Annotated in this window: 14 protein-coding genes and 1 pseudogene; 3 read left to right on the top strand and 12 right to left on the bottom strand. The window is 48.7% G+C overall.

Annotated features, from left to right (window positions below; all coding sequences use genetic code 11):
* Positions 1–40: 40 nt before the first annotated feature.
* Positions 41–2,611, bottom strand: coding sequence for a bifunctional lysylphosphatidylglycerol flippase/synthetase MprF (gene mprF / locus BXO87_RS18315; protein WP_007408547.1), 2,571 nt, complete (start codon positions 2,609–2,611; stop codon positions 41–43).
* Between the two features lie 168 nt (positions 2,612–2,779).
* Between mprF and BXO87_RS18320 the strand changes: the two genes are divergently transcribed.
* Together BXO87_RS18320 and BXO87_RS18325 are read left to right on the top strand one after the other, a co-directional pair.
* Entirely contained in the window at positions 2,780–3,262 is a 483-nt protein-coding gene (locus BXO87_RS18320) for a MarR family transcriptional regulator (protein ID WP_003155512.1), read from the top strand.
* 108 nt (positions 3,263–3,370) lie between these two features.
* A complete protein-coding gene (locus BXO87_RS18325) occupies positions 3,371–4,963 on the top strand; it encodes an MFS transporter (protein ID WP_038457351.1) in 1,593 nt (530 codons plus the stop codon).
* Here BXO87_RS18325 and bstA read toward each other — a convergent pair.
* The 5 genes from bstA to BXO87_RS18350 all read right to left on the bottom strand — a co-directional run bounded on the left by bstA (position 4,923) and on the right by BXO87_RS18350 (position 10,135).
* Complete coding sequence (gene bstA / locus BXO87_RS18330; RefSeq protein ID WP_038457349.1) at positions 4,923–5,465, bottom strand: bacillithiol transferase BstA; 543 nt, start codon at positions 5,463–5,465, stop codon at positions 4,923–4,925. The two genes, BXO87_RS18325 and bstA, sit on opposite strands and share 41 nt — an antisense overlap.
* Before the next feature lie 25 nt (positions 5,466–5,490).
* Entirely contained in the window at positions 5,491–5,763 is a 273-nt protein-coding gene (locus BXO87_RS18335) for a ribonuclease inhibitor Barstar (RefSeq protein WP_007408543.1), read from the bottom strand.
* A gap of 22 nt (positions 5,764–5,785) precedes the next feature.
* Positions 5,786–8,197 (bottom strand): PEP/pyruvate-binding domain-containing protein, encoded by a 2,412-nt coding sequence (locus BXO87_RS18340; RefSeq protein WP_038457347.1) that lies wholly within the window; start codon positions 8,195–8,197, stop codon positions 5,786–5,788.
* Between the two features lie 256 nt (positions 8,198–8,453).
* Positions 8,454–9,542: an acyltransferase family protein gene (locus BXO87_RS18345; RefSeq protein WP_038457345.1), complete on the bottom strand. Its 1,089-nt coding sequence runs from the start codon at positions 9,540–9,542 to the stop codon at positions 8,454–8,456.
* Positions 9,533–10,135: an NAD(P)H-dependent oxidoreductase gene (locus BXO87_RS18350; protein WP_032872373.1), complete on the bottom strand. Its 603-nt coding sequence runs from the start codon at positions 10,133–10,135 to the stop codon at positions 9,533–9,535. The genes BXO87_RS18345 and BXO87_RS18350 overlap by 10 nt, the downstream gene beginning before the upstream one ends.
* A gap of 233 nt (positions 10,136–10,368) precedes the next feature.
* Between BXO87_RS18350 and BXO87_RS18355 the strand changes: the two genes are divergently transcribed.
* A complete protein-coding gene (locus tag BXO87_RS18355) occupies positions 10,369–10,920 on the top strand; it encodes a PadR family transcriptional regulator (RefSeq protein ID WP_012117104.1) in 552 nt (183 codons plus the stop codon).
* A 37-nt stretch (positions 10,921–10,957) separates the two neighbouring features.
* On the opposite strand, the gene cyoE is transcribed toward BXO87_RS18355, so the two are convergent.
* The 6 genes and pseudogenes from cyoE to BXO87_RS18385 form a co-directional block, all read right to left on the bottom strand.
* The gene (gene cyoE, locus BXO87_RS18360) at positions 10,958–11,905 is read right to left on the bottom strand and encodes a heme o synthase (protein ID WP_038457344.1); all 948 of its coding nucleotides are present in this window, start codon (positions 11,903–11,905) and stop codon (positions 10,958–10,960) included.
* A gap of 137 nt (positions 11,906–12,042) precedes the next feature.
* Positions 12,043–12,135: pseudogene (locus tag BXO87_RS21105) on the bottom strand (hypothetical protein); the annotation flags it as partial.
* Between the two features lie 131 nt (positions 12,136–12,266).
* A complete protein-coding gene (gene catE, locus BXO87_RS18370) occupies positions 12,267–13,124 on the bottom strand; it encodes a catechol 2,3-dioxygenase (RefSeq protein ID WP_038457341.1) in 858 nt (285 codons plus the stop codon).
* A 16-nt stretch (positions 13,125–13,140) separates the two neighbouring features.
* A complete protein-coding gene (locus tag BXO87_RS18375) occupies positions 13,141–13,545 on the bottom strand; it encodes a DoxX family protein (RefSeq protein ID WP_007408534.1) in 405 nt (134 codons plus the stop codon).
* A gap of 166 nt (positions 13,546–13,711) precedes the next feature.
* On the bottom strand, positions 13,712–15,529 hold the full coding sequence (locus tag BXO87_RS18380) for an ABC transporter ATP-binding protein (protein WP_038457339.1): 1,818 nt from the start codon (positions 15,527–15,529) through the stop codon (positions 13,712–13,714).
* Positions 15,510–17,243 (bottom strand): ABC transporter ATP-binding protein, encoded by a 1,734-nt coding sequence (locus BXO87_RS18385; protein WP_038457336.1) that lies wholly within the window; start codon positions 17,241–17,243, stop codon positions 15,510–15,512. Before BXO87_RS18385 ends, BXO87_RS18380 begins: the two co-directional genes overlap by 20 nt.
* Positions 17,244–17,433 lie beyond the last annotated feature (190 nt).

A 17,433-nucleotide genomic window follows, 5' to 3' on the forward strand; every position in this document is an offset into this window, starting at 1 on the left:
TTAGAATTTTTAGTTAATTCTTCGAAAAAAAAGACGCCTTTTAACGGCGTCTTTTTTTGGTTTTTCCGATCAGGCGGGTGACGAGAATCATCGTGACGGACAGCGATCTGTTTTTGCGGTACGCCAAGTATTTCCCGCGCCACTCCGGTTTGTATTTTTCTTTAAAGGCCCGCAGCCCGCTGAAGCTGTACATATACCGGACGTTGTTGAAGATGACGGCCGCGATTCTTTCCGACCAGAAAGATGTAAAAGCCGTTCCTACGTTTGACAAAGGCGCCATGCCCATATTGAAGGTGGTATAGCCTTTTTCCTGCGCCCAGAGAAACAGACGGATGAAAAGCGCGTCCATAATACCGTTCGGCGCGCTTTTCCGATAACGCATCAAGTCGACGGATATCTCGCCTTCCTGATACATCGGCATCAGGTTGGCAAAAGCGATGATCTCCCCTTCCGCGTCTTTCACGTAAGCAATCGGCGCCTGTTCCAAATAATCCCGGTCGAAGAAACCGAGAGAAAAACCTTTCTCTTTTTTCGGTCCGAGCCATTCGTCCGAAATGTCTTTCAGCTTGGCGATAAACTCGGAGGAAAACGGCGGTTCCCCGACATGAAATGTGTAGCCTTCGCGGTCAAATTTGTTGTTAATCGCCCGCAGCCCCGCTTTTTTCTTACCTGAGAGCGTAAAGGCCTCCATATCCACGAACGCTTCTTCTCCAAGCTTGAAGAAGTTATAGCCGAAGTCATGATACAGCGCCAGATCTTCACGTTCGATCTGATAAAACATGACACTCAGCCCCTGCTTATGCGCTTCATTCAGAAATTCTTCAATCACAAGCGGAAAAGAGTCTCTCTGTCCTGACGGATCACCGAGCACGACAAGCCTTCTGGAAATCTGGCTGAACAATAAAAGCGCTTTGCCGTCGCTTGAGAAATAAAACCGCTTATCCCCGAGAAAGCCGAGATGGCTGAGTGCGTTTCCGCCTTCTTCCGCCAAAAAGGACTTCAGCCGTTCAGGATCGGCCTTTTCTCCGATCGGCTTCGATCTTTTATGATAAAAGAACGTAAACAAAAGGAAAAACAGCGGCACAACAATAATGGCCGTCATCGTGGCATATGTAATGTGCGAATTGTTATGGACGAAATAATCGTGGCGCAGCAGCCGATTCATTTTATCCCAAATAAAGCCGGCAATGAGATTGTAGTTAAACAAGGCGATAATAAACAGAGCGGCCGCAAAAATCATCTGGCCGAGCGTATACGAAGCCTGCTCTCTGATAAACTGCCGCTTTAACAGCACAAGCAATACGATGACGACAGGCAGAATAAAGATCGCGCTGATGTTCAATCCTTTTAAGAAACTGAACACAAAACCGCCGACCAGCGCGGCAACCGCCATTGAATAAGAACGTTTCGTCCGTTTGTATAATTCAATCGGCAAGATTAAAAGAATCAAAGCCGCGCTTAACGATAACGCGTTAAACGCAAGGAGCGCCGGGCGCGGAATATGCGGGATGACCGTCTCCCTGTCAATCGGCAGGGCGACGGACGCCAGCACGACCACTCCCGCCATGAAAACCAAAAGCGACAGCGAACCGTAAAGCACCCTGATTAAGATAGCGCGCTGGAATACGAGAAGCACGTTCGTCGTTTCCACGGCGGGCGCCATCTTCGGATTTGATTCCAGCCGTTTAAGCGTATTTTCCGTTAAATCGCCAGCCGCAAAGAACAGCCCGAACACAAACGGAATAAATGAATACACAATCCGGTAGATGACGATGGATGTCACAACCGCCTCCTGCGGAAAGCCCATATTCTGCATGCCGAGCAGAAACAGAAGGTCAAACGAACCGAATCCTCCCGGCACAAGACTGATGATTCCCCCGATAGCGGCAATGGCAAATACACCGAATACATGGCGGACATCCGCGTGAATTCCCATGACATACAAGGAATAATACATGACGACAGCCGCCGCAAACCATTCAGCAAACGATGCCCCGATGTAAGAAAAAACCGGATGCCTCGGTTTTGCTTCACCGTCTTCTGCGCCAGCTTTTTTATTGTTGATCCCAGCGGCGATTAAGGCTGCCGGCACAATAAGCGCCACTCCGGCGATAACAGCCCACAGCCACGGTTTCTCACCTGTAATCTCTCCAACCGGCAGAACGCGGGCGATGGTCAGGATACTGAAGACGGACAGCCCGAGCAGCGCTGAGGACGTAAGCCAGGCGATGCCTGCGACGAGGCGTTTTACGTCATTCGTATGTTCTTTGTAAAGCATCGTCCGCAGCCCGACACCCGCCAGACCGCCGAATCCAAGGACATTGTTAAAGGAATTGGCGATAAAAGAGACCCTGAATACTTTCCAATTCGGAATGTTGAGGCGAAGCGTCCGTTTCAGCACAAAGTCATAAAAGGACATTGCGCTGACGGCAAGAAGGCCGAGCAGAACGAGAATAAATAAATCGTAACGCTCAATCCCGTTAATAATGTACAGCGTTCGTTTAAAAGAAAGGTCTGTCAATTCCTTTTTGGACTGATAAATGACTAAAAGCAAAACTGCAATAGGAAATAATACTTTTAATATCGATAAGGCATTCTTTTTAGTCAGCAATGTTCTCTCCAATCATCATAAAATAGCTTATTTATTATAATTCCCCCAATAATCTCCAACATATTATACACTACCACCTCACATTCAAACAAAACTCGTCTGCAACTTTCTTTCTCTGATTAAAATCAGTAATATGGTATGCAGGAGTATAAATGAGGAAGTGAGACGATGGATTATAATCTGCATGATACAACGGTATTAGGCGGCGATATTTTTTCTCCTGAGGAACGGGATATTTGGGTGCTGTACATGAAAGTGATGACATCGGCGGGGCTCGGCGATGTGTCGGAGTGGATGAAGCTTGATATGAGCATGCCGCAAATGAAGGTGCTGATGCTTCTGAACAACCACGGGACGCTTAAGGTGAGTGACATAGCGGAGAAAATGGGCGCTTCTCTTTCAAATACGACGGGGCTCCTTGACCGTTTAGAAAAATCATGTTTCATTACACGCGCTCCGTCAGAAGAAGACCGCCGTTCAGTCGTCGTTCAATTAACGGAAAACGCGAAAGATATTTTCCGCAGCCTTTATCAAAAAGGACATGTAAAATTGAAACGTTCATTGGAAACGCTGACCGCTGAAGAAAAACAAACGGTCAATCAAGGGCTTGCCATTTTGGCAAGAGCGCTTGATTCTTCCAAACAGGCATAGAGATGAAAAAGGCCTGCCGGTATCGGCGGCCTTTTTTTGTTTGACATTTAATTCACTTGAAGTGAATAATATATTCGAAGTGAATTAAAAACGGAAGGATTGATCAGTATGCCGGAGCCATTGCAAACAGAAAAAAACCAGAGCTGGGCCATCACTCTCTTTACGATCGGTGTGTTCATGGCGGCGCTGGACAACGGAATTATTTCCGCTGCTCTGACGACGATTAACAGCTCTTTTGATGTTTCTCCTTCATGGGGATCGTGGGGAGTGACCCTTTACACATTGGGACTCAGTGTCAGTGTGCCGATTGTCGGCAAGCTGTCGGACCGATACGGGCGGAAAAAGCTGTTTATGATTGAAGTCGGGCTGTTCGGACTCGGCTCTTTGCTTGTCGCACTCAGTCAGAGCTTCCCGATGTTTTTGGCGGCACGGCTCATTCAGGCCCTTGGCGGCGGCGGAATTTTTATTATCGGGAGTTCGCATGTGCTGGCCGTGCTTCCGAAGGAGAAACAGGGGAAAGCTCTCGGGCTTTTAGGGGCGATGAACGGTATGGCGGCCGTCCTCGGACCGAATATCGGGAGCTTTTTGCTTGATGTAACCGGGTCGTGGCATTGGCTGTTCTTGATTAACCTGCCGATTGCCGCCGCTTTGGTTGTGTGCGGCGGTTTGTTTATCGCTGAAACGAAAGAGCCTGAGGCGAAACGGCTTGACCTCGCCGGCACAATGCTGCTGTCTCTTGCGATCTTATCTTGCATGATCGGTATCACGAATCTCGATGGGGCGAAGCTGTCAGAAAGCATAATGAACGTAAAGGTGTACGGGTATCTTTTGGGAGCGGCACTTCTCTTTCTGGTGCTGCTTAAAGTCGAAAAGCGGGTTGAAAACCGAGGGGGCGATCCGATTCTCGCCTACTCGCTGCTGCAAAATAAAGTGTTTCAATGGACGCTCGTCATCGGATTTTTATCGGGAGGGCTGCTCGCTGCGGTCATTTTTATTCCTTCTTATGCGGAGCAATATTTGCACGTATCGGCGGAGAAAGCGGGTTATTGGATGACGCCGCTCGCGTTGGCGTCAGGAATCGGAGCGTGGCTCGGCGGGGCGATCACGGATAAAAAAGGGCCGGTCTTCTCCGCGGTTGTATCAGGCGCCATCGCATTTGCAGGCTTCAGCCTGTTTCCGTTATGGGTGACGGATAAATGGGAATTTGTCACAGCGAGTGTCATTGCGGGGATCGGTTTCGGATTTCTGCTCGGGGCTCCGCTGAATGTGCTTGTATCAGAAACGGCGGGCCAAAACAAAGGAACAGCGCTCGGCACGCTGTCACTCGTAAGGCAGGTCGGGCTGACGCTCGCTCCGGCTTTATATGCCGGCTTCATTACAGCGGGCTTTGACCGGATCGGAGATGACATCAAAAACCGTTTAGCGAAAAGCGGCATTCCCGCTGATCAGGCGCAAATGCCCGATATCGGCGGCGGACTTTCTTCGTTGCAGGAGCAAGTGAGCCGAATCCCCGTTCCCGCCGTCAAAAAAGCGGTTTCTGATGCAATTGAAGCGGGCATTTCCAGCGGCTACCACCATCTTTATACGGCGGCCGCCGTCATTTCATTATGCACGATTGTGTCTGCGGCGGTTTTGGCGTTTTTCCGAAAGCCGGCATCCTCTAAGACAGATGCCAGCCCATCCGCCGGGAAAGCTCAGTAATATGGGCGATGTGATGTTCAGAGTGCCAGACATATAGCCCGAGCGCTTGTTCCAGCGTAACCGTCTCTTTAGATACAGGATGGAAGTATGTCCGTTTGAATTGGGCTTCCGTCATGGAGCGCAAAAGAGCGGCCCATCTTCTGTGCAGGATCGTTAACAGCTCAAGCGCATCCCCGCAAGCGGCGGTTTTGGAATCATGAAGATCGGCCCAGCCTTTTTCATCATAAGGACGGATTTTTGGTTCATTCTCCGTTAAGCTCAATTTAAACCGGGTATAGCCGTTCATGTGGCTGTCCGCCAGATGGTGAACCACTTGGCGGACAGTCCATCCCCCTTCTCGGTAAGGCGTATCAAGCTGACTGTCCGACATCGCTCTGACAGCTTGTTTCAGTTTGGCCGGAGCGTGTTCCAGCGCATTGATCCATTCTTGTTTCTGTCCGGCCGAAATCGATTCAGCCGGCTGATATTCTCCAATCGGATAGCTTAGGGTTTGTTTTTCCATTTTTGTCTCTCTCCCGCTGATCGTATTATGAAAGTATGATGGTGATGTCGCAGCCTTCCGCTTTCGCTTCACGAAAGACCTGAAGCACACTCTCGGCGCCATTTTCTGTAAGCTGCTTGCTTTGTTCAAACTGTCGCCATTCTAAAACGAGGGGGTATTCCACCCAGCCGGTCAGACAATCCCATAAAGCGTCAAGGTTTTCACCGTAGTATTCAGGAAGGGCAAGTTCCTTTTTCAATGTCTGGTGCAGGTCGCTCATACTTCTGATTTGCTCCCCGTTAATAACTGCTTTATTCATGCGCGACTCCTTTCCCATGTTTTTATTCTATCAGTTTACCATTTTCCTCTTCAGAAGTGGCCGGAGTCTGCCGCGGTTCCAGCTGGACGATGCCTTGCCCGCCGTCAACGGCCACCCTGTCCCCCGTTTTCAGTTTTGACGTTGCATTTCCGCACCCGACAACGGCAGGAATCCCCAGTTCCCGGGCAACGATCGCCGCGTGGGACAAAGGGGCGCCGACGTCCGTTATGATAGCAGCCGCTCTTGGAAAAAGCGGGGTCCAGCCTACATTGGTTGTCGACGTCACTAAAATTTCCCCCGCCGCAAAAGAATCCCCGTCTTCCGGAGCATCAAGGACACGGACAATGCCCTCCACTCTCCCGGCCGCTCCCGCGAAACCTTTTAAAGTATGCGCATCATCAGTTTCCGCAGGCATAAAAGCATCGTAATAATCCGCTCTTCTGTCAGGATCCTCAGCCCATTTAAACGGATTGAACCTTCCGTTAATAACGGATGGGAACGGCGGCAGTTTTTTATAGGTTTCATAGTTTTGCTTTCTCGCTTGAATCGACGCAACCGCCGGCTCTTTTCCTGCGAGCAGATCGGTTATTTCATGCAGATACAGGAAGAAAATATCATCCTTCATGCCGGTCATTTCCGCCGCTCTGAGCGCGAATGCTCTGGCTGTCCGGTACACCCTGACAAATTTGGATCTGGTTGTTTCTCTAATATTCGCGTATTCTGACGCTTTTTCCATTTTGGCTTTGAGCCATTTGACCTTATGAGGATACTTTTCTTCAAATCTTCGGAAGGCCTGTTCATGCGCCCGCTGCTGTTTCAAAAGCAGTTGTTCGGCATCAATACCCGACTCCTTGTGTTCTTTGATCTGCTTCGTCAGCCAATCCCGATTTTCTCCCGGATGCGGTATGGAAAGTTCGTATTCATGCGGGCCACGGTGGCCTTGGTTCCTGAGGTATTCTTCCTCGCTCATACGGCCTTTCATGACTTGATCAATGCCGATAATCGGCTCCAGGCTGGCCAGTCCGCCTTTTCCCCTCAGATTGGAGAGCAAGAGATTCGCATCTTCTATCCCTGCGAGTTTTGTTAATTGAGAGGTTAACGACGAAGAGGATTGCGCAGAATCACGCCCGCCGGATATTAACGCAAACCACGCGTTGCATAAATACGGATAGATCTCATTGTTCCATATCGCTAATAATGCCCGCTCCGTTTCGGCACGTTTCAGCTTTTCCTCAATATTCCGGCACCACTCCGGCGATTCGTCCAAGTAGGAGGACATGTTTTTTTTCGCTTGCTTCATTTTCGACAGATACGGTTTCAGTTTTTTCGGGATGATCTTCAAAAGTTCATACTTTGAGAACGGATATAAAGGAATCTTCATTTCCGCCGGGATTTCACCCAATGTATCGCTCATCATTTTTCCTATTTTTCCGCCTTTCGGATTCAGACCGAAAGCGGCAAGAACGGAAAGAGGCTGGCTCATATTGTTATAGGCTCTGCCGCAAATATTGCCGGACCAGACATAATAGCCCGGAATAATGCCCGACTCTTCATCCAGATTCCGGAGGAGCGACCATGTCAGCGGCGTCATCACATCGGGAATCGCTTCTCCTATATTTGTGTTTGTCCATAAAAAATCACCGCTGAAAGAATCATTCCATTCATAGGTTTCCAGATTTCCGGCTTGTAAGGTCGTAATCGGGCGGGATTGAAGAATATACAATGTCCCGCCCGCGGCAGCCCATTCAATATCCTGCGGCCCTCCAAGATCTTTTTCCAGCTTTTTCGCCAGTTTATAGAGCTTTGACGCATATTTGCGAAATTCCCCGGGACCGTCATATTTTTTCTTGGGCCGTGCCAGTTTAAAAGAATAGGCATCGGCTTCCCCGGAAACAAGCTGCTCCCCGAGACCGTAGACGTAATTGCCTGTCATCTCCCGCCTGCTCCCCGTAATCGGATCTGCGGTAAACAGCACTCCGGATATCTCAGACGGTATCATCAGCTGGATGACGATTGCGATTTCATGCTCATCTTCCATTCCCTGAACGGCGCTGTACGCTTTTACTCTTTCTGACTGTGTCGATCGGCGGACTTCATCAATCGCCCTGAACATGTCTTGATCTGTTTTGACATTCAACACCGTATCGAATTCTCCGGCAAAGGAAGCCTGAGCGGAATCCTCGCTCAGCGCGGATGAGCGTACGGCAAACAACGCAGATGCATGGCGGTTGCGGATGGAATTCACATATTGATCAACAGCCTCTCTCGCCTGATGGCGGAGCTGTCCGTCCTGAAAGGCAGACGGCAAAATCACAAACCCTTCAGGCACAGGATACCCGCTTTGATACATTTTAGAGAGAATGCTTCCTTTTCCTCCCGCAAAGGAATAAAGTTCGGCCGGAAGTTCTCCGAATGTTTTGACACAGTCATTCATAATGTCCCCGCTCCTTTTTAGTCGTTCATCCAAGCTCACAGTTTTTCTCTTTTTCACTTTTTTTGAAAGTATTTCCTATAAGTATACAATATATCGGTCTTCACAAGGGAGAAAATCGATGGCGTTATTTTGTCATAAATGCATCCGTCAAAACGGCCGCAGGCGGGGGCTTTGTTTGCAGGATGTACAACTATCCGTCCTCGTGCCGGATAAGGCGGACCCGTATCAAAAAGGCGGCCGAAACGCCGCCTTTTTTTCAGACTGTGCGGCCTTGATGCGCCGCCGTATTTCTTTTGGTCTGCTTCGGCTGATACACTTTCCCGACAAACAGGTATCCGTATCTGAAATGGTTGCATCCCCAAGATACGAAAATGGGGCCGAGCGTGCAGATCAAAAATAAAAGAAGGATGGCAGCCGGCAAAGGCATTGACCGCAAATAGCCTTCCAGAAGATATCCGCTGATTAAAAAGTAGGAGTGCAGCAGATAGATTGAAAACGAATAGTTGCTGATCATCATCACAATCGCGGGCACTTTTTTGAGCTTTGAAAACAGATGAAAACACAGAAAGATCATACTGACCGCGTAAATCATAATATCCGGACGCTTAGAGGAAATGGAGCCGCCGCTGATATATGAAACGGCCACAATCAATATTGCCGATACGGCCGCACTGAAGTAAACCGCATAACGGTACTGATTGATGAGCGATAAAAAACGCGGATATTCCTTTCCGCAATAAAATGCCAGACAGAAATAAAACACCCAGCCCGGAAACGGAACCCAAAAGAACGGAAAAATAGAATCAAGCCCCGATGATGCCGGCGGATGAACGATGGAAAAGTAAGCCAGATAGACGGCGTTGATGATAAACGAAACAGACAGCACCCACACGGGAGATGTGTTGTTCAGCCAGCGGTGCAGCAGCATATGGAGAATGTAAAATTGAAAGATCACAAGAATGAAGTAGCCGATGAAGTTTCCTAAAAACACATTTTCTAAAAATTTACCGATCACTGAAACGAATCCGGCTCCTTCTTCCGCCACGCTTTTCATTAAAATGGCATCCACCGCGGCAATAAACAGAAACGGCACGAAAATGACTTTGCCCCTTTTCTTTAAAAAACCCGCGGGAACGCCTCCCGCGTATGACCTGGCAAGCAGAAATTCCGAAATAAAGATAAACGCCGGCGTGCTGAACATCAACAGGGTACGAAAAGCATCAACCGTATGGGCGGCACTGGCTAAGGACTCTTCCTGAATCATCAGCACCATTGAAACTGCATGAAGCAGAACCACACTTAAACAGGACAGGCAGCGAATCACGAAAATTTCTTTTATCTGCATGCGGCCGCTCCTTTTTCACAAGCGCGCCGGACTTTAGCGTATGCTTGGCGCAGCCATTTTTCCCGCAGCTCGGGTGTGCTCGTTTTGACGACAGAAAAAAGGTTCCGCTCGGCTTTTTGAATGCCGCAAAATTGCAGAATGCCTTTTTTCAGCGTAATCCAGTCCGAGTTTTTCCGGAACCACTTTAAGTACCAGCCCGGGGAATCCGCCGTATAAAAGACCTGTGCCGTCTCTGCCCGGAGCAGTCCTTTTACGCGGCCGTTTTCATATGTGTAGGCTTCTCCGGCGACAAGCACTCTGTCAAAAAAGCCTTTCATAATCGCCGGAACGCCTCCCCACCACAGCGGGTAGATGAAAATGAGATGATCCGCTTCTTTCATCAGTTTCCGGTATTTCTTCGTTTCAGCGTCCCGGTTCATGTCAGAGCGCTTTTTTTCGCCGCCGTACTTCAGCACGGGATCAAATTGGTCGGCGTATAAGTCAATGACCGTATAGCTTCGGCCGCTGTCCTTTAAAGCCATGACGACGTATTTTACGAGAGCCGCGTTGAAACTGTTCTCATCCGGGTTTGCATACACAATCACCGTCTTCATATGTCCCTCCCAGTATTTCTTAATTTTTACAATGATTATATCATGATGTCATATGAATGAGGCAAAGACATGAGAAAGGCTTTTTCCAATTCCGCTGCCGTTTCAATAACCCCTTTCTGCATATTTTCGCTGATTTTGCCGCCGCAGATTCAATTTCAAGCATCCGGCACTTCTCCGTTTTTGAGCGGCCGTATGGTATACTAGCTGTCAAATGAATGGGCTTGGAGGACAACATGAGAATTTTAAAGTACGCGATTTTAGGGCTTTTGCGAAAAGGCGAATTGAGCGGATATGATATATCGAGCTATTTTAAGGAAGAGCTCGGCCAGTTTTGGAGCGCAAAGCACAGCCAGATTTATCCGGAATTAAAAAAACTGACGGCTGAGGGATTTATTACGTTTCGCACTGCGATTCAAGGAACAAAGCTTGAGAAAAAAATGTACACGCTGACTGACAAGGGAGAGCTGGAGCTTGCTGCCTGGCTGACGAAAAAAGACCCGATTCCGGAAACGGTGAAGGATGAATTTATGCTGAAGGCTTATTTCATCTCAGCTTTGACGCAGGAAGAAGCGGATGAGCTATTCACCGATCAGCTCGTAAAGCGGAAGGAGAAATTGTCCGATCTGGAAAACAGTTATCAAGAACTGATGACATCGTCCGCGGAGGCGGATTCATTTTCTTCTCCTGATTTCGGCCATTATCTCGTGCTGACAAAAGCGCTTGAGCGGGAACGGAATTATATTTCCTGGCTTGAAGATATTTTGGCTCTCATCAAAAAAGCATAAACAAAACGGGGCGGCTCTGTATCTGCAAGCCGCCTGTTTACGTTCTGAGAACCGCATTGATAAACGAATCAGCCATTAAAATAAGAAAAAGCAGACTGAAATACACAATCGAATAAAAAAACATCCCCTTCGACCATTGCGTGTCATCCGCCGCCTGAAAGCCTTTGACGCTCCGGTACAGCCAGATGGCCCCGAGCAGGAGAGCGGACGCGGTATAAAACGGGCTGACGTCTATATATAGAGGAACGAGCAGCGAAACCGCAGTCAGAACGGCAATATAGCGCAGCATTTTTATTTTTGTGACGCGATTGCCTTTTATAATCGGCAAAAGCGGAATGCCGGCGGCACGATACTCTTCCTTTCGCCTGATTCCGATCGCCCAGAAATGCGGCGGCTGCCACAAAAACATAATTGCGTATAACAAAATCGCGGGCATATCAATGTACCCGGTCAGCGCGCAATAACCGATTAAAGGCGGAGCCGCCCCCGGAAAGCTGCCGACAAATGTGCTCCAGACGGATTGTCTTTTAAACCAAAGCGTATAAACGATGGCATACAGCAAAAATGCAAGCAGGCCAAGAACGGCGGTCAGTACATTAAGCGAAGCAAGCATGATGAATCCGCATGCGCCGAGACATGTGCCGTACAGGATCATGACCGGCGGCGGTATTCTCCCCGTGACGCTTGCGCGGGTGCGGGTTCGCGCCATCTTTGCGTCCATGCCGCGGTCAAAGAAGTTATTAAAAACAGTGCTTGATGCCATGACTAACGCCGTTCCGATCATAGCAACCGCCATGGCGGCAAATATACCGGGCCCTCCGCCCGTCCTTTCCGACTGAAGCCATGCGATCCAAAATCCGCCCAATGCGGCGAGTGAATTTGAGATGATAATCCCCGGCTTGGCTAGAATGATAAAGTCCTTAACCGTCACCCGGTTTCCGTTATGCTTCATCGGCTGTTCCGTCTGTGCTGCATTTGAATTCATTTGTTCAGGTTCTCCTTTTTCGGCTTATCATATCAGGAAGAATCAGGAAGAACAATTTATTTTGGACATTTTTCACACAATTGTAAATTGTATATGAAAAGCCGCATCTTGTGACCGGATGCGGCTTTTGCCTTTTTCTATTCAAATTCTGCCCATACAACACCCTGATCCGCCGAACGGACACAGTTTTCAATCCAGCGGATGCCCTGAGCTCCGGCCGGCGATGGCGGGCTCTACACGTCATTTTTGCGCCTCACTGAGATGTTCGCTCTCTTCAGTCACAGACGTTCTTTCCCGAGCCTTTTCAAGAAAACTTCAGAAAAATAAAAACCCTTGCCGGTTAGACGGCAAGGGTTGTTTCTTACAGTGTAAATGCGATATCAGCCCCTGATACAGGGTCTTTGACGAATACGCCCTCTTCTTTTTCTTCGATCTCAAAGCCGGCATCGGTCAGCGCTTTTGTCACACGTGACAGCTCTTTTTGATGCGGCAGCTCGATGGTGTAATAATCCAGCCCGCTTGCATTTCCCGGTTTCGGCGGCGCATGTTTTCCGGCCCATATATTCAGACCGATGTGATGGTGATACCCTCCCGCCGAAACAAACAGAGCAGACATGCCCGCGTAATTGCCGACAATGTCAAAACCTAGGATATCGGTGTAAAACGCTTTGGCTTCCTGTAAGTCCGTCACATGAAGATGGATGTGGCCGATAACAGTTCCTTCTGGGAGACGGCTTTTCCGTTCGGCTCCGGCTTCTTCCAAAAGCCCGTCCACATCGACGGGCGCCGTTTGCATGACGTAATTGCCCTCTGCATCCCGGCGCCACGTGCTGCGGGGACGATCGGCGTATATTTCAATACCGTTGCCGTCCGGATCAGACAGGTAAAGGGCCTCACTGACCGCGTGATCCCCCTGACCGAGCGCGATGCCGTTTTCAATCAGCCTGGCCAATGCGATGCCGAGTTCTTTCCGGTCAGGCAGAAGTATCGCGAAATGGTAAAGGCCGGTGACAGACCGCTCCGGCAGAACGACGGCGCTTGGATTTTCTTCAAGCACCAGCAGGACGCGTTTTCCGTCTGCTGACAGTCTTGCTGAACGATCTGTCTGCGAGATGACTTGAAGGCCGATTACATTCCGATAAAAGCCGAGCGAGCGTTCCATATTTTTAATGGTCAATTTGACATAGCCGATTGCCGTATCTTGATGAATACCGGTCATTTGAACGCCTTCTTTCTTATGCTGAAAAAGTTTCTCCCTTTTTTGATTTGAAAAGGAGCTGATCCAATGAAAGCAGACGGCTTCCTGAAAGCGCTAAGTGAATTGACGCAACCAGTAAGATGAAATCAAATTCCGAGCCGCCCATAAATGGTGAGGAAAGCTTCGCCGTGAAGATGGCGCCGACTAATGTGACGGCAAACAGAACGCCGATAATGCGCGTTGCCAAACCGAAAAAGATCAGAACCCCGCCGACAAGCTCAATCGTCGCGATGACATAGACCATAAAGGCCGGAATCCCGATGCTCTGGAAAAATTGCGTAGTTCCTTCCAACCCTTGAAACTTGGATAAACCGTGAACAAAAAAGATAATACCTGTTACAACCCTTAAAAGCAGTGTTCCTGTTTCGAATGATTTATTCATAAAATCCTCCTTGAAAATTATTATCACTTACTTTATGTAAGCTAGTATATATACATAACTTATTTACGTCAAGTAATTTTGTTACATTTAACGAAAATAACTTAAAAGTACTATTTGCCTTCGCAAAAAAAGACCTCCGCACTCTGTCGGAGGTCTTTTTCCCTATCTATGATTCCCGGAACTGGCTTTCATATAATTCCCGGTAAAACCCGTTCTGGCTGAGAAGTTCGGCATGGGTTCCTTTTTCAGCCATTTCGCCGTCTTTCAGCACAAGAATCTGATCGGCTTTTTGAATCGTGTTCAGCCTGTGAGCGATGATGACGCTTGTTCTGCCCGCCATTAAACTGCCGAGCGCTTCTTGTATTTTCACTTCCGTCACCGTATCAATGTTGCTCGTCGCTTCATCCAAGATGAGCAGCACCGGGTCCGCCAGCACAGCTCTCGCGATGGAAATAAGCTGTTTTTGTCCTTGGCTGATGCCCGCGCCGTTTTGGGTAAGGACGGTATCGTAGCCTTTCGGGAGCCGTTCGATGAATCCGTGGGCATTGGCGGCTTTTGCGGCTGCCTCCACCTCTTGATCAGATGCGTCCAGACGGCCGTAACGGATATTTTCCCTGATGGTGCCCTGAAAGAGAAAGGAATCCTGCAGGACAAACCCCATATTTTTTCTCAAACTGGACCTTGTCAGTTTTTTGATGTCCGTTCCGTCGATGAGGATGTTCCCGTTATTCGGCTCGTAAAAGCGGGCAATCAGGCTCGTAACGGTTGTTTTACCCGCTCCGGTCGGTCCGACGAAGGCGATTGATTGTCCTTTCGGAACGCTGAAGGACAGGTGTTTTAAGATCGGGCTGTCTTCCTGATAGCCGAAGGAGACATCTCGGAATTCAATCTCTCCCGTTTTGATCGGCTGGTACAGCGCATGCTCTTCATCTTCCCGCTCCTCTTTTTCATCCAGCACGTCAAACACCCGTTCAGCCCCGGCGATGGCCGATAACATCGTATTGAACTGATTGGCTAAATCATTTAAAGGGCGCGTGAACTGCCGCGAGTATTCGGCGAATACGACGATAGATCCGATTGAGATCCATCCCTTCAGCGCAAACAGCCCGCCGACCGCCGCTATAATCGTAAAGCTTAAATTGTTTAAAGAGTTCATGACTTTCGGAATGAATCCCGAAATTGTCTGCGCCCAAAACCCCGATGATTGTAACGCCGCATTTTTTTCTAAAAATTGTTCCATGACGCGGTCTTCCCTCGAATAGGCTTTAATGACCTTCGCCCCTGATATCGACTCTTCAATAAAACCGTTCAGCTCGCCGAGGTTTTTCTGCTGCTGTTTAAACAGCAGTCCTGTCCGGTTGGTGATCCATTTAATGCTCAAAAGCATGATCGGAATAATCAAAAGCGTGATCAATGTTAAAAGCGGACTCATGTACAGCATGACGGAGATTGTGCCGATGAATGTAATGACGCTCGACAGCACTTGAATGACGGATGTATTTAAAGTGGAGCTGACATTTTCGATATCATTGGTTACCCGGCTCATTAAGTCCCCGAGCCGCTGTTTATCAAAAAACGGAATCGGCAGCTCATGGAGATGGGTAAACAGCTCGCTCCGCATTTTAAACACGGTGCTTTGCGAGATATTGATCATCCAATAGTTTTGAAACCATAAGGACAATGATTGCACGAGGTAAATCCCAAACAGGATGAACAGCACCCCCGCCAATCCATCTGTCGTCTGTCCGACGATAAAATGATCAATCGCTTTCCCGATGACGAACGGTCCGAGCAGGCCGAATATGGCGCTTATGACTACCATGATGATCACAAGGGTTAAAAGCCCTTTTTTCTCGGCTACATAAGACCAGATTCTGCGCAGCGTGCCTTTTGTATCTTTTGCTTTCGCGCGTTTTCTGCCGCCTTCATTTGATTTGAGCGGTATTTTCGGATATCGGAAAGGTTTACGAATGTCTTTTTGCATTGTCAGCTCCCTCCTTTCCGAATTGTGATTCATAAATCTGCCGGTACAGATGAGACTGTGCCATCAGCTCTTTGTGCGTGCCTTTGGCCAGCAGTTCGCCGTCTTCAAGCAATAAGATGGTGTCAGCCTTCATTGCAGTCGTTATTTTCTGCGTAATAATCAGTGTCGTGCATTCATAGGATCTGATCGCTTGTAAAAGCTTCGCTTCCGTCTGAAGATCAAGCGCGCTCGTACTGTCATCTAACAGCAGGAGGGACGGCTTTCTGATAAAAGCGCGCGCGATGGAAATCCGCTGCTTCTGCCCGCCTGACAAATTGACGCCCCGCTGTCCCAGCACCGTGTCGTATCCGTTTGACAGCTTCATAATTGTGTCATGGATTTGCGCGTCTTTGGCTGCTTCCATTACTTCATCTAGTGAAGCATCCTCCCGCCCCCAGGCGATATTTTCACGGATTGTTCCCGAAAACAGAAGCACTTCCTGCGGAACATAGCCGATTTCCCTGCGCAGCCCGCAAGCGGAGAATTCACCGATCGGTTTGCCGTCTATGAAAATACTGCCCGAATCAGCCGTGTACAGGCGCGGAATCAGCTGAAAAAGCGTTGATTTTCCTGAGCCTGTCGCGCCCATAATGGCAACCGTCTCTTTTGGGCTGGCAGAAAAGGACACGTGATGCAGCCCGTCTTTTTCCATGCCCGGATAGCGGAAGGACACTTCGCGAAACTCAATCCCGCCTGCAAGTGCCCGTGCCGGGTCCTGCCCCGTTCCCTCGCCGCCTTCTGTTTCCAGCACCTCGCCGATTCTTTCCCCGGAAGCCTTCGCCCGGGAAAATACCATGATGAGAAAAGGAAGGACGGACAGCGCGCCTGTAATCCGCGTCGCATAGTTAATGACGGAAACGACATCGCCGACCTGCGCTCCGCCCTGAGCAATGCTTTTGGCGCCGAACCATAAGATAAACAAAATGCAAATGTTCATCAGCAGCATTAAAATCGGCATCGCCGCTTCCACGAGACGAAAAGCGGAGACCGTTTTTTCCATCAGCTTCGTATTCGATTTCAAAAAACGTTTCACTTCGTGGTTTGCACGGAGGAGCGCTTTAATCAGTTTGATCGCCGTCAGGTTTTCCTGCATGATCGTGTTGACCTGATCAAGCCGCTTTTGCACAGACCGAAACAGCGCGCCGCCTCTTTTCAGCACCCACAGCAAAAACAAAAGTAAAATCGGCACCGTGATCAGCAGAAAAAAACCGAGTTTCGCATTGACGGTCAGCGAGAGAATAATGCCGCCCGCGATCATTAACGGCGCGCGAAGCATAAACCGGAGACTCATGAAAAGCATATTTTGGACCTGTGTCACATCGTTTGTCAGCCGGGTGATAAACGATGTGGATGAGAATTGCGCAAACGTCGAATAAGAGAAGGATTGAATTTTTTGAAAAAGCCCTTTTCGCGTATCATACGCATAGCTCTGGCTGATGTGGGCGGAGTAGAATGAATTTAAAATGCCCGATGCGAATGAAACAGCGGTCAGTCCGATCATCACGCCGCCCCACAGCCAAACCGTACCGAGATCCTGCTTTAAAATTCCTTCGTCAATGATTTTCCCGATCAGCAGGGGCTGTATCAGCTCTACCGCAAGCTCGATGAGCATGAAAAACAGAGCGATTCCCGCCAAAAGAGAATACGGTTTTACATATGATAAAGCCTTTGACATGTGTAAGCCTCCAAATCCTTTGTTCAATATGTATGTATATTTATTTTATTTGTTTGTCTTAAATGAATAAAGGATTAACCCTTGAACCCGTACTTTTATTATGTACTTTGTGTAAAAAAACGGAAATCATTGAGGATAAAAATTGAGGGAATGAGGGGTGCAGATATATGGAGGCTGTCTTATCTTTTCT

Origin of the sequence: Bacillus sp. GZB, from assembly GCF_001975995.1 — a bacterium.
In the GTDB taxonomy this organism is placed as follows: domain Bacteria; phylum Bacillota; class Bacilli; order Bacillales; family Bacillaceae; genus Bacillus; species Bacillus velezensis.